Source organism: Pseudoalteromonas sp. NFXS39, from assembly GCF_040148775.1.
GTDB classification, from domain to species: domain Bacteria; phylum Pseudomonadota; class Gammaproteobacteria; order Enterobacterales; family Alteromonadaceae; genus Pseudoalteromonas; species Pseudoalteromonas apostichopi.
The window spans coordinates 321830-335455 of sequence record NZ_JAGDEC010000004.1; the positions used below are offsets into that span (position 1 = coordinate 321830).

The 13626-nt window shown below is 41.1% G+C and carries 10 protein-coding genes; 2 read left to right on the forward strand and 8 right to left on the reverse strand.

Annotation, left to right across the window (positions count from 1 at the left end; all coding sequences use genetic code 11):
• Positions 1-4: 4 nt before the first annotated feature.
• Positions 5-757: a Nif3-like dinuclear metal center hexameric protein gene (locus tag J3455_RS10000; RefSeq protein ID WP_349561643.1), complete on the reverse strand. Its 753-nt coding sequence runs from the start codon at positions 755-757 to the stop codon at positions 5-7.
• Between the two features lie 150 nt (positions 758-907).
• Between J3455_RS10000 and J3455_RS10005 the strand changes: the two genes are divergently transcribed.
• Positions 908-1285 carry a hypothetical protein gene (locus J3455_RS10005; protein ID WP_054561783.1) on the forward strand — a complete coding sequence of 126 codons (378 nt, stop codon included), beginning with the start codon at positions 908-910 and terminating at the stop codon, positions 1283-1285.
• 30 nt (positions 1286-1315) lie between these two features.
• Here the strand turns inward: J3455_RS10005 and J3455_RS10010 are convergent, their stop codons facing one another.
• A complete protein-coding gene (locus tag J3455_RS10010; protein ID WP_130051213.1) occupies positions 1316-1792 on the reverse strand; it encodes an HPP family protein in 477 nt (158 codons plus the stop codon).
• A 99-nt stretch (positions 1793-1891) separates the two neighbouring features.
• Between J3455_RS10010 and J3455_RS10015 the strand changes: the two genes are divergently transcribed.
• The gene (locus tag J3455_RS10015) at positions 1892-2434 is read left to right on the forward strand and encodes a TetR/AcrR family transcriptional regulator (RefSeq protein WP_294091359.1); all 543 of its coding nucleotides are present in this window, start codon (positions 1892-1894) and stop codon (positions 2432-2434) included.
• A 55-nt stretch (positions 2435-2489) separates the two neighbouring features.
• Here J3455_RS10015 and J3455_RS10020 read toward each other — a convergent pair whose 3' ends face one another.
• The 6 genes from J3455_RS10020 to J3455_RS10045 all read right to left on the reverse strand — a co-directional run bounded on the left by J3455_RS10020 (position 2490) and on the right by J3455_RS10045 (position 13495).
• Positions 2490-5675, reverse strand: a complete 3186-nt coding sequence (locus tag J3455_RS10020) for an amidohydrolase family protein (RefSeq protein WP_349561644.1) — start codon at positions 5673-5675, stop codon at positions 2490-2492.
• A 107-nt stretch (positions 5676-5782) separates the two neighbouring features.
• The gene (locus J3455_RS10025; RefSeq protein ID WP_130051210.1) at positions 5783-6607 is read right to left on the reverse strand and encodes a M90 family metallopeptidase; all 825 of its coding nucleotides are present in this window, start codon (positions 6605-6607) and stop codon (positions 5783-5785) included.
• An 89-nt stretch (positions 6608-6696) separates the two neighbouring features.
• Entirely contained in the window at positions 6697-9603 is a 2907-nt protein-coding gene (locus J3455_RS10030; RefSeq protein WP_130051209.1) for a ligand-binding sensor domain-containing protein, read from the reverse strand.
• A 131-nt stretch (positions 9604-9734) separates the two neighbouring features.
• On the reverse strand, positions 9735-10391 hold the full coding sequence (locus J3455_RS10035; protein ID WP_502935095.1) for a CatA-like O-acetyltransferase: 657 nt from the start codon (positions 10389-10391) through the stop codon (positions 9735-9737).
• 136 nt (positions 10392-10527) lie between these two features.
• A complete protein-coding gene (locus tag J3455_RS10040; RefSeq protein ID WP_294091355.1) occupies positions 10528-11568 on the reverse strand; it encodes a Leu/Phe/Val dehydrogenase in 1041 nt (346 codons plus the stop codon).
• A gap of 400 nt (positions 11569-11968) precedes the next feature.
• Positions 11969-13495 (reverse strand): fumarate hydratase, encoded by a 1527-nt coding sequence (locus J3455_RS10045; RefSeq protein ID WP_062570698.1) that lies wholly within the window; start codon positions 13493-13495, stop codon positions 11969-11971.
• Positions 13496-13626: the final 131 nt, after the last annotated feature.

The following is a 13626-nucleotide window of genomic DNA, read 5'->3' on the forward strand; positions in this document are numbered from 1 at the left end:
TTAATCAGACTGGATTGTCTATATCGATAAACGTTACATCAAAACCATGCTGCTCAGCTAAAAGTTCGCCTAAGGCTTTAATGCCATAACGCTCAGTAGCATGGTGTCCTGCTGCAAAAAAGTCGATGCCTTGCTCACGTGAACTATGAATAGTCTGCTCAGAGGCTTCACCAGTAAGATAAGCATCAATACCTTGAGCAGCCGCTAAATCAATATACCCTTGTCCACCTCCTGTGCACCAAGCGATGGTTTCGATTTTCTGTTCTCTAACCAAGCTAGTTAATGGTGCACGGTTAAGTACTTGAGTAATTTTGTCGGAAAACTCTTCACCGCTTAACGGTGTTTTTAAACGTCCCTTTACTGGCACACTATTTGGACCTGATTCAAGCCCGCCTGTGAACTCAATATCGAGTAACCTTGCCAATTGTGCGTTATTACCAATGTCGGGGTGAATATCTAGCGGTAAATGATAGCCATATAAATTAATATCATTTTTTAAAAGTGCCGCTATACGGCGCTTTTTCATGCCCGTGATTGGCTGTGATTCCCCTTTCCAGAAATAACCATGGTGTACCAAAATAGTATCTGCATTTTGTGTAATAGCAGCATCAATCAATGCTTGACTTGCTGTGACACCCGTCACTATTTTTTTTACTTCGCTCGCACCTTCAACTTGTAAGCCATTTGGGCAAAAGTCAGCGATAGAATCAGGTTTAAGAATGTCGTTTAATAATTGAGTAAATTGTTTGCGTTGCATATAAAAATCGTCCTTCAACCCTCTATTTTGTGCAAATTTTGGCGTTTATGAGTGAAAAATGGAAGGAAAATCGCAAAAAATTGAAAAGTAAGCTGAAAATAGGTATAAATATATATTCTTAATCTGTGTTTACAACGTATAGGGTCTCTGATGAGCAAACTAGACAAAACAGAAGTGTTAAATGCCTTCGAAGCAGCATACGAAGCAGCGAATGGTAAGAAACCTGAAATCACAACAAAACCTGGTTGGTATAGCATCGACGGTGGCAAAAATATGCGCCTTGCTGATGTTGCAGCGCTGACTGAAGAGCTCACTTCTGGTAAAACAGCTGAGCCTAAAGCAGAAGAAGCACCAAAAGCACCAGCGAAAAAAACCAAAACTAAAACCGCTGCGCCGGCTAAAACAGCTAAGAAAGCATCGTTCACTGTTGTTACAGCAAACGATGATGGTTACAAAGCTGAAGAGCTTTGGATTGTTAACCTAGCTGAAAAAGACCACGATTGTCGTTTACCGCGTGGTGTTGTGTAATTTAATTACACTTAAAAATTTTAAAAACCGCTACTCGTTAGCGGTTTTTTTATGCCCATTCAACTGAATATTTAATAGCCATTGACTTAAGTAACCGAATAACACAATAAACACAGTTCCAATCAGTACGGGCATCACTAAAAAATCCCAACTTTGTAGAGATTGCATAATCAAAATTGGGTTAGCGCCTGCTGCGGGATGAATTGTATCTGTCAACATCATCAGGCTAATTGCCAACCCTGTGGCTAAAGCAATTTCAACAGGCCCTACTCCAACATAATTTACAAATACAACGCCGATTAAAGCAGTCAAAATGTGCCCGCCGATGACATTCTTCGCTTTCGCTAAAGGACTGTGCGGTACACCAAACACCAGCACCGCAGTTGCACCAAATGGCGCCATCAACCAAACACCATAATTTCCTAATTGCTGCAAATACGCTAAAACAAAAATTGCCATACAAGCAAATATGCCAGCAATAGCAGCTTTACGAAATTTATTTTCCATAACACCTCCAAAAGTAGACCGAGTTGTCTACCTCGCAAATGGTAGACAACTCGGTCTACTTCTGTCAAGCTATCATTAGTCACCCAATGAGGCTTTGTTATGGATAAACGAACACATATTATTTTGACTGCCCTGTCACTTTTTTATCAAAAAGGCATTCATAGTGTGGGAATAAACGAAATTATTAATGTGGCTGGTGTCGCCAAAAAAACCATGTACCACCATTTCACAAGTAAAGATGAATTATTACTTGCGTGCCTTAGTGAGCGACATAACAGATTCTTAAATTGGTTAACGCATGCCACCAGCAAGCTAACCACTGTTGAAGAATTTAAAGTAGCTTTGATCAGCTGCCATGAAGCTTGGTTTAATTCTGAGGTGACTGAGTTAGGTGATTTCAATGGCTGTTTATTTATTAACACTGCAGCCGAGTTTCCTGATCCTACTAGCCCGATAAATCAAGCCTGTAAAGAACATAAAATGGCCATACAGCAGTTAATTAAACTGCGTCTGTCATCGTGTAATAACATGGAAAGTGCGCAGCTGGACACGCAAAGCTACTATTTAATGACGCTCGTTGAAGGCATGATCTGCCAAGCAAAACTAATAGGAACTAAACAGTTTCCTCACTTAAAACAATAAGTAAATCATAAAAAAAGCGGCACTATGGCCGCTTTCAGTTTAGATTTTTGCTATGTTAGATTTTTTCAAAATATAACTTTTCGCGTTTTTTCTCACCCACTTCGTTCATGGTTGCAGCATCAAATAGACGACCATTAATCATGGTGTAATCTATTTTATCTGTATCACGAATGTTAGTTAGCGGGTTACCGTCAATAACGATTAAATCCGCAAGTTTACCCGGCTCAAGAGAACCGATGTTGTTATCAAGGCCAATGTATTTAGCAGGATCTAACGTTGCTGCACGAATTGCTTCTAGTGGTGTCATACCACCTTGCGCAAACATCCAAATCTCCCAGTGTGCAGCTAAACCTTCACGTTGACCGTGTGCTCCCAGATTGACTAAAACACCTAAGTCTTGCAGCTCTTTGGCAACACGGGCATTGTTAAAGTGATTATAGTGATGATCGGGAGCCTTAACACGACGCATTGAACGAGGTAAAAGCTGATTCTTTGGTACAAACTTACTTAAACGCGGGTGATTCCACACATCAGTCTTATCGTACCAATAATTTTCACCCCAAATGCCACCGTATGCTACACCGAGTGTCGGCGTGTAACCAACATCGCTTTGTGACCAAAGCTGGCGAATATCATCGTATATATTGGCTACAGGAATTGAGTGTTCAATACCCGTATGACCATCAACCACCATGGTTAAGTTGTGCTGCAGTAATGATCCACCCTCAGGCACAACCATCATTTCAAGTTCACGGCCTGCTTCAATTACTTGCTGGCGCTGTTCACGACGCGGTTGGTTATATGATTTAACACTAAACGCGCCCACTTTCTTTAAGCGCTCAAGGTGGAACTTAGCATCTTCTAGCGAGTCAATGTGCGATGTATAACCTGGCATATTCGCACCATATAAAATGGTACCCGTAGAGAAGATACGAGGGCCGACAATCATGCCTGCTTTTTGCATTTCACTTGCAGCAAAAATCTCAGTGGTGTCGTTTGATGGATCATGAATCGTTGTCACACCTAACGCTAATCCAGCTAAGTTCTTCCAGTTTTGCTGTGGAATGATCTCATCGCTACCTTGCGAGCCATGTGCATGCGCATCAACAATACCCGGCATAATTGTTTTACCAGTCACATCAATTACTTCTGCGCCTTTAGGAATATCAACACTGTCTTTACTACCTACAGCTTTAATATGCTTACCGTCGGTAACAATAACGCCGTTTTCAATGACCTGCTCACCATTCATGGTAATAATGCGCGCGCCAGTTAATGCAAATACAGATTTAGGCTCCGCCATGGTTTTTGTAAAACCGATATTGTCGCCACTTTTAACTTTAAAATCAGTCTCAGCATTTTGGTTAATATCAAATAAACCCGCTAGGCTTGCATGATATAACTCAGGGCCCAAGCTCCAATAAAGTTTATCGCTTGTACCACTCCAACTGATATTTTCACCCGCACGAACAGAGAGCTGCTCAATTGGGAATTGGCTATCTTTCGGGCCAATATTAATGGTTTTACCACGTTCAACAAATGGCGTGACAAACACTTTAAATCGCTCTGCAAACGCTAAGTATTTACCATCTGGTGATACTCTAAACTCTGTTGCATGCTCTGATTCATAAAGTTTACGAATTTGTTTTGATTCAAGTTCAACAACGCTTAATGTTGGTTTTGGCCAAGGACTCATCACATAAATACGGTCGTTTGCTGCACCAAATTGTGGTTGATAGCCTGATTTAGTGATAAGCGTTGCTTTACCGCCTTTAGCACTTACTGAGTAAATACCTGGCTCTAATGACCATGTAGGATTAAGAATACTGCCGCCTGACGCTTTACGGTAAACAACCGTTTTGCCATCTGGGCTAAATGTTGGCTCTACATATTTACCCGGCTCTTTGGTAATAGTATCGCCACGACCACTACGCGCAGATACAACACGTACTGAGCCCTGCTCATTATCATCCCATGTTGTGTAAACAATTTTCTTTCCATCACGAGAGAACTGTGGGAATAATTCAAAGTGATCGTCTTGCTTAGTTAAGCGCTTCACTTTGCCAGACTCTAAATCACGCTTATAAATATGACCTAGCGCTTCAAATATAGCCGTTTCACCATCTGGTGAAATTTGTACATTGCGCAGCATTTTCACATCAAAATTATCGCTATCGATGTTTTGTGTAAAACGCACTGCTTTTTGAATTTGCTTATTGGTTTCAACTTTAAATGGAATAGTCGAAACAGACTTATCATCGACATCTAGCTTATGGATAGTACCACCAGCCCAAAATACCAATTGTTCGTTATCTGGTGTCCAAGCGATTGTTGGATATACGCCATGAATAGCCCATGTCTCTTGCATATCGCGCTCAAGCTCGCCATACAGCTTAGTATGCTCACCGGTGTGAAGGTCATATAAGTACAAGCTTGTTTGAAAATCATCACGCTTGATGTAAGCAAGCTTTTTACCATCTGGCGAAGGTGTAGGACGAATAGCCCCGCCCATGCCATCGATAATTGTTTCAATATCGCCAGTTTCACGGTCATAGCGTTTAATTTTATAAATACCCGCTACAGAGTCTTTAGAGTAATGAAATGTTTTACCCGGCGTTGCATCATGAGAGAAATAAACATAACGCCCATCTGGCGAGAACATTGGCTCACCTAAGTCTTTTTGGTCGTTTTCGCGTGCAGTTAGCTGTACACCTTTACCACCCGCTTTATGGTATAGCCATACTTCACCTGCACCCAAAGAGCGGCTTGCAGTAAAGTGCTTACGAGCCACTAAGTAGTCTCCATCAGGGCTCCAAGCTGGGCTATTTAATAAACGAAATGTTTCATTCGTTACTGCCTTTTGGTTTTCACCATTTATATCCATAACCCAAATGTTGTCGCCACCACCTTGGTCTGAAGTAAATGCAATGTGCTTACCATCAGGGCTAAAGCGCGGTTGCATTTGCCATGCTATATCACTGGTTAATTGCGTTGCAGTACCACCAGACATTGGCATGGTATAAATATCGCCGAGTAGGTCAAACACGACTGTTTTACCATCAGGGCTAATATCAACATTCATCCACGTGCCTTGCTCAACACTAATTTTAGCGTCTAAGAATTGGCCTTTTGGTGCGTCTACCTGCCATTTGTCATCATTTGATTGCTCAGCTGCAGCCACTTGCCCTGTTAAAGCAAGTGAAATCGATACAGCAAGCGCTGTATGAAGCATTTTCTTCATTGAAATCTCACTTTTTTATTGTTTTGCTTATATGCACACTTTTAGGATTGCACCAAATAGCATAGCAAGATTCCAGTGATTCGTGTTAAACAGACGTAAATAGTCGACTAATGCCACGCAATCGGATCAAACTGATAAAAGCCAACCAGTAAATGGTATATTTCTGGGTCAAACTGTCTGAGTTCAGCAGGCTTTTCTAAAAAGGTTTCAGTAATAACAGCAAAAAACTCTGCCTCATTGGTCGCGCCATAGCTGTGAATAACATGAGGCATGCCATAGGCTAAATGGGTTTTTAATTGATTAAACGCACGGCTAAATACTTTTGCCCACTTTTGGTAATCCTCATTACTCGAAAGCAATGGCGTGCCTGTAGTTTTGCCGGTTTCTTGGTCGAGCTGATGGGCAAATTCATGAAACACCAAATTATGACCATCACTTGGCAAGCGATTCCCCTCAAGGACATCATGCCAGCTCAATACCAGCGTTCCGCCCGGCCATGATTCACCTTGTCGCACAGTATTGTGATAACTGACAAGCCCAGCATTATCGCGGGAAGTTTGTGGTGCATAATAAGCACTAGGGTAAAGTAGGATTTCTTTTACATTGCGATACAATGGCCACGGTTTATTAAGCACTAAAACACAGGCATCTGCCGCTACAATCAGCTTCATTGCATCATTAAGCTCAAGGCCATCACAACCAATAAAGCGTTTTTCATTTAAAAACCAAACGATGTGACGCTCCAGCTTTTCACGATCGGCATCCGTCATCTTTCGGTAAATAGGCATATATTTTAACAGCAGATTTTTTTGCTGAACATTGAGGGAGTTATTGAGGTATTTTTTCTGCCAAAAGTGATTACGGATGTCGTCCCAGCGCCAGTAACACACAACAAAAATTATTAAAAAAAGTATCAAAACCAGGTTAAGCATTACTATCGCCTAAAAAACAATCTTGATACTTTAATGTGTGCAAACAAAAAAAGATCAATTGTTTACACACATTTTTATTTTCAGATTGGCTAATCTAGCGCAGTGCAACCTTGATTATAAATAAAAATTTTATTACGCCCGTTGTTTTTAGCGTGATAAAGAGCTGTATCTGCATGTGATAATAAACGGTCATAATCAGTAACTTCTGCATTATCTGCAACGCCAAAACTAACCGTCACTGAGAGCTCTTGTGCTAATTCTGAAAAATCGTAATCGGCTATTTCTAAACGGATAATTTCACACATTTTTGCAGCTTCTTCAGCATTTTTATAAGGGAACAGCAGAGTAAACTCTTCACCGCCCCAACGAGCGGCATAACCTTCATCAGGGAAGTTCAGGCGCAGCAAACGAGCAATTTCACAAATCACTTTATCGCCAATTAAGTGCGAGAAGTTGTCATTAATAAGTTTGAAGTGATCAATATCCATAATGGCAATACTAAGCGTTTTATTATCACGCTGAAATTGATTAAAGTTTTCAGATAACCAGCTATCGAAAGCTCGTCTGTTCGGTAATTGCGTTAACTGATCATGGTTCGCTAAATGAGCAAAAGCATCCGCTTGGGTTTGTAAATCATGCATTTGCTGTTCAACTTTTTCGGTTAACTCAATTTCAATACGCTTATAATGATATAAGCGGTATTTATAAATGACATAAGCAGTAAAAAGTACGGCAATTAAGATAAATAACTTAAAGCTAGTTTTTTGCCAAAAATAAGGGGCGATTTTAAAACGCAGTACTTGCTCATTATTTTGCCAATCACTATTAGGATACCCTGCACGCACTTTAAAGGTATATTCACCCGGCGGTAAATTGGTGTACTCCGTAATGGCCAGACGCCCCCTGTCTACCCATTGTTGATTATAACCACTTAATTGAGTTTGGTAGTTTAAACGCCCAGGCATGATAAAACTAAGCCCTGCATAGTTAAACGAAACACGAGAAACACCAGCAGGTAAACTCAAAACTTCATTACCAACAGGTAAAGTCATTGGTTTGCCATCGACTTCAAAGCTTTCAATAACCGTCGATAATCGTCGTTTACTAGCTTCTTTTAAGCGCTCTGGTGTTACGATAGCGACACCTTTAGCAGTAGCAACCCATATTTGTCCATCGGAATGAAGAACAGCTGCAGGGTTTGAACCGCCATTTGCTTGCGCGCTCAACATGCCATCGCCTTCATCATAAAGCTGCATCGAAATGCTCATTGGTTGAACTTTTTCAGGGTTATCTAGTATTGCAACTAACTGAGCTTTGTTGACTTGAATAACACCACGGTTACTGGTCAGCCATAATGAGTCACCTTGCTCAATTACTTGGAACAGCTTATCAACTGGTAAACCATGATCTCGACCAAACAAGCTCATTTTATCTGTGCTGAGATTGTAGCGAACTAGGCCTCTATCAGTAGCAAGCCACATAGTATCGTCATCTAAATAAAAGCCAAATGCATACTCAGTACTGAACTGCTTTGGAAACTCTAGCGTTTTAAACTGCTTTGTTGCTGGGTCATAAATTGAAACACCGACCCCCGTACCAACCCATAACCTGCCATGGTCATCTTCGACAAGGGCCATAATGAAATCACCAATTAAACCATCTTCTGTGGTGAATAATTCAGTTTGCCCGGCAGGATCTATTTTGGTTAAACCACCCGCGGTGCCAATCCATAAGTTATCCATTTTATCGAACAACACAGCGCGAACTTCATTACTAATCAAGCCATTACTGCGATTTCTTACTGGGTAAATTTGTTTGTTTACCACTTTCATTAAACCTGCAGTATAAGTGCCTAACCACACTGTGCCTTGTTTATCTTCGGTTAAACTTAAAACTGATAGCGGGTCTTTTTCATAGGCTTGGCTAAGAGTTGTGAGCTTGCCATTTTCAATACGGTTTAAACCATTACTACTGCCCACCCACAAACTACCATCAGAATGCGATAACACGGTACGCACATAGTCAGATGCAAGCCCACGACTTTGACTCCAATTTGTAAATGGCGCTTCGCGCAGGCGAAATAAACCAGCATTAGTGCCAACCCAGATACTTTTTTCGCGATCTTGCAGTAAAGATAAAATACGGTTGTTGGGTAAACCATCATCGGCGGCCAAGTTTTCAAGTCCTACACTGCTGAGTCTGAACACCCCTTTATTGATGGTACCAAACCACAAATCGCCTTCACTATCTTCAAGTAAGCTAGAAATAGATTCTTTATTCAGTACAGGGTCAACAGAAATGAATTTGTCTTGCTGCTTTTTCCATACTCCCTTTTCGGTCCCAACAATTAAGGTACCTGAACTAGTGAGTAACAAAGTAAAGACAGAGGCGTCAGGTAGGCCTGATTCTTGACCTACTCTACGAACTTGATTATTAATAATTTGATAGAGTCCATCACTGGTAGCAGCCCAGATCACCCCAGTTTTGTCCTGTAAAAGACGATATGCGCTCAGCTTATCAAGTAACTTTTGCTCAGTGGCATTTTCAGAAGCACGATAAGTAATGCCTTGTCCTTCTAGTGCTAACCAAAGCTCACCTTGTTCAGTGACAAGCGCATGATTTACCATCGCAGAAGAACTGGGTAATGCGCGCCACCCACCTTGTGAGCGAAGAGCAATACCACCTCGCGCACCAACGATATATAAATCTCCATTATCCATGGGAATAAGGCTACGTAAGCCTGAATCTGGTAAACCAGGAATTTCTGTGCGAGTGAAAAGTTTAAACTCACGGCCATTAAAGCGAGAAAGGCCTTCCCAAGTCGCTATCCAAATGTAGCCATCTTTAGTTTGCGTAACGCTATTAATACTATTATGAGGAAGTCCGGCGCGAGTACTCCAAGTCTCTGTAAAGTAGTCACTCAGAGAGAGGCGTGCAGAGTCTGCAAAAGCGCTGAAACATAAGAAAAGTAAAATACAACTAACTACCCGCACCATAAAACTAAAACCCTGATATTTATTATCGTTCTATTCAGTGATGTAGCTCTGTGAAGCCAAAGTCATCGCTAACTTCAGATAATACTACATTAGTTGCAATTCTTACTCACTTTAATGACATTTAGCAACAATCAATTACAAAAATTCGTAATTTTATCTTGCAGTATTTTCACAAATCGCGCCACATGTAAGCCATCCATCAAAGCATGATGCACATCAATTGAGAGTGGCATCTTGCCAGTTTTCGAGTCATATTGACCAAACACAAACTTAGGTATACCAAGGCCGTGCCCCTCACTCACGGCATGCGAGAAGCCTGTGAAGTTTAACCATGGAAGCACTGAGATATGAATAAGATCAGGCTGCCCTTCTGTTGCAGCAAATGCATCAGAAAAAAATGGCTTTGCTTTACTTGTTTTGCTCTCTGCAATGGCATGTTTTGAGAAATCGTCCATCGACGCTTGTTTTTCAAAATAACTAAAGCGGAATGTTTCATCTTCAGCAAGCTCTACAACACTGCCTCTTACCGATGACAGTTGTACTGGCAAACAATCAATAATACGTTGACGCATCGGCGCATAATCATGGCATGCTTCAAGTGTTAGGTAGACATAGCAGTGAAAAAACGAATAAGACTCTGTTTTACATTTAGTGTAGAGAGCTGCCATATCGAGCGAAACACACACATTAAAATAAGGCAGAGAAAATTCTTTGAAAAAAGCAAAATGCTGTTTACGAGGCCAAGTCGCTAGATCAATAGGCGTGATTTCACAAGATGGAGCTTTCATTAGGTGTCCTCGAAATTTAAAAGCTGAGTGTACCTAGCAAGCTTAACTTCGTCACCTTGATGCGATAAATAACAGATACAAAAAAGGTGCGACCTGCGCACCTTTTTTTGACTGTAAATTTAGTGAATTTACTAAATTATAAGCCGTTTTCGATGATTTCTAATGCTAGCTCATCTGCAATTAAATGCGTCGACTTTTGCTCTTTTTCTGAACGAGCAAAGATTTCAGTTAGGGTATCAAAGATGCCTTCAACGTGTTTCGTTGATGCTTCTGCACTATAACCTTCTGGCGCTGTTTCGTAGTAAACGTTGATGATACCACCTGCGTTAATTACGTAATCTGGAGCGTATAAGATACCTTTTTCACGAATAATTTCACCGTGACGAGACTCTGCTAATTGGTTATTCGCACAACCTGCAATAATCGTTGCTTTTAAACGAGGGATAGTCGTGTCGTTTACCGTTGCGCCTAGTGCACACGGTGCATAAACATCGACATCTAAGTCGTAGATTTCATCAATACCCACAGCCGTAGCGTTAAAGTCATTAACAACACGCTCAACAGCTTGCTCATTGATATCTGTTACAAATAACGTTGCGCCCGCTTCGTGTAAATGCTTACATAGGCCATACGCCACCGCACCTAAACCTTGAACTGCTACTTTAACACCTGCTAGGTCTTGGTGACCACGTTGATGTTGTAATGCAGCTTTAATACCTAAGAATGTACCATAAGCAGTGAAAGGTGATGGGTTACCACTTTTACCTTCAAGACCTAATACATAGTTAGTTTCTTTATTCATAATAGCAACATCGTCACAGGTGATGTTCACGTCTTCAGCTGAATAGTAGCTACCGCTTAATCGCTCTAATTGACGACCAAATGCACGGAAAAGTTGCTCTGATTTTATTTCTTTAGCATTACCGATGATCACTGACTTACCGCCACCAAATGGTAAACGTGCCACAGCATTTTTATACGTCATACCTTTTGATAAACGAAGTGCATCAGTAACAGCATCTTCATCAGTTGTGTAGTCCCACATTCTGCAACCACCAACCGCTGGACCTAACTTGGTATTATGAACCGCGATAATAGCTTTTAGGCCTGATTCTTTATCTGAACAAAACACCACTTGCTCGTGGTTATCAAAGTCGACTTTATTAAATACAGCCACAGTTAAATACTCCGAAATTTTCTTACCCTAAGGGGTGTGAGCGCTGAAAGTGCCGAGACTTTATCACTTCGTTTGCTCCCTTGCCACTATATGAGATGATAAAACTAAGCAAAGTTCCCCTGCCGAAATAACAACTCAAAAAATAACACTTTAAAGAAAAAACACACCATAAAAAGCACGCTTTAAGCATTGTTAATTCAAAACAAAATATTAACATTGCATACTTAATTACGTGAACGTAAAGGTAAAGTATAGCGTAAAGAAAATATTACAAAGAAATTGTATCGATAAAGCCAAGAAATATATGCTTTTTAAGGGTATGGTGAAGAAATAACTAAGACTGGTCAGAGCTGAAAAAAACGGCGCTGTTGCGCCGTTTATTTAAAGAGTTACAAGATGGTTATTTTAATTTGCCATCAAGTTCTTCGATCTTTGCTTTCCAAATAGCTGGACCTTGCGTATGCGCATTCGCACCTTCACTATCAACAGCAACGGTTACTGGCATATCTTCTACTTCAAACTCGTAGATTGCTTCCATACCTAAATCTTCGAACGCAACAACACGTGCTTTCTTGATTGCTTTAGAAACAAGGTAAGCTGCACCACCTACCGCCATTAAGTAGATAGACTTATTGTTTTTGATTGATTCTACTGTAGCAGGACCACGCTCAGCTTTACCAATCATACCGATGATGCCTGTGTTTTCTAACATCATATCGGTGAATTTATCCATACGAGTCGCAGTTGTAGGGCCTGCTGGGCCTACTGCTTCATCACCCACAGCATCTACAGGGCCAACGTAGTAGATAAACTTGTTATCAAAATCAACGCCTTCTGGTAAACCTTCACCTGATTGGATCATGTCTTGTAGACGCTTATGAGCTGCATCACGACCCGTTAAGATAGTACCAGACAGAAGTACAGTTTCACCCATCTTCCATTCTTGCGTATCTTCTTTAGTCAGTGTGTTTAAATCAACGCGACGTGTACCTTCGCCAACTTCAAACGTAACTTCTGGCCAATCTTCTAGTTTCGGTGCTTTAAGATCAGCAGGGCCTGAACCATCTAACGTAAAGTGAACGTGACGAGTTGCTGCACAGTTAGGGATCATAACCACTGGTTTAGAGGCTGCGTGAGTCGGTGCCGTTTTGATTTTTACATCAACCACTGTTGTTAAACCGCCTAGGCCTTGTGCACCAATACCTAATTTATTTGCACGTTCGAAGATATCGATACGCATTTTTTCTTCAGTTGTTTCTGCACCACGCTCAATAAGCTCGTGAATATCAACTGGGTCCATTAGAGATTCTTTCGCAAGAACAGCTGCTTTTTCTGCAGTACCACCAATACCTATACCTAGCATGCCAGGTGGACACCAACCCGCCCCCATCGTTGGTAATGTTTTTTCAACCCATGCAGCCACATCATCAGACGGGTTAAGCATAACCATTTTCGTTTTATTTTCTGAACCGCCGCCCTTAGCCGCCACCATTACTTCAACTTCAGCGCCTGGCACTAAGTCGATATGAACAACTGATGGTGTATTGTCTTTGGTGTTTTTACGCGTACCAGCAGGGTCTGCAACAATTGATGCACGTAATGGGTTATCTGGGTTTAAGTATGCGCGACGGGTACCTTCATCAACCATTTGCTGAACAGTCATGTCTGTTTTATCCCACTTAACATCCATACCTACTTTTACGAAACAAGTAATGATACCTGTATCTTGGCACAGTGGACGTTTACCTTCAGCTGACATACGAGAGTTAATTAATATTTGCGCAATGGCATCTTTTGCCGCTTTGCTTTGCTCTTTATTGTAAGCTTTTTCTAAGGCTTGTACGAAATCGAGAGGGTGATAAAAAGAAATGTATTGCAATGCATCTTCAATGCTATCAATGAAGTCTTGCTGACGAATTGTACTCATTACGGGTTCCTTAAGTTTTTATCGCGTAGCGCTGTACGTGATCCTGAGTAAACCGGTGACGAAGATTTACTCTACGGGTTAGTCATGGCATCACTATAAAGGAAATCATAACGCTGCCAATCAAATTTAAC

Coding starts and splice junctions, on each gene's coding strand:
- J3455_RS10000 (WP_349561643.1), bottom strand. CDS start 757: ATGCAACGCAAACAATTTACTCAATTATTAAACGACATTCTTAAACCT.
- J3455_RS10005 (WP_054561783.1), top strand. CDS start 908: ATGAGCAAACTAGACAAAACAGAAGTGTTAAATGCCTTCGAAGCAGCA.
- J3455_RS10010 (WP_130051213.1), bottom strand. CDS start 1,792: ATGGAAAATAAATTTCGTAAAGCTGCTATTGCTGGCATATTTGCTTGT.
- J3455_RS10015 (WP_294091359.1), top strand. CDS start 1,892: ATGGATAAACGAACACATATTATTTTGACTGCCCTGTCACTTTTTTAT.
- J3455_RS10020 (WP_349561644.1), bottom strand. CDS start 5,675: ATGAAGAAAATGCTTCATACAGCGCTTGCTGTATCGATTTCACTTGCT.
- J3455_RS10025 (WP_130051210.1), bottom strand. CDS start 6,607: ATGCTTAACCTGGTTTTGATACTTTTTTTAATAATTTTTGTTGTGTGT.
- J3455_RS10030 (WP_130051209.1), bottom strand. CDS start 9,603: ATGGTGCGGGTAGTTAGTTGTATTTTACTTTTCTTATGTTTCAGCGCT.
- J3455_RS10035 (WP_502935095.1), bottom strand. CDS start 10,391: ATGAAAGCTCCATCTTGTGAAATCACGCCTATTGATCTAGCGACTTGG.
- J3455_RS10045 (WP_062570698.1), bottom strand. CDS start 13,495: ATGAGTACAATTCGTCAGCAAGACTTCATTGATAGCATTGAAGATGCA.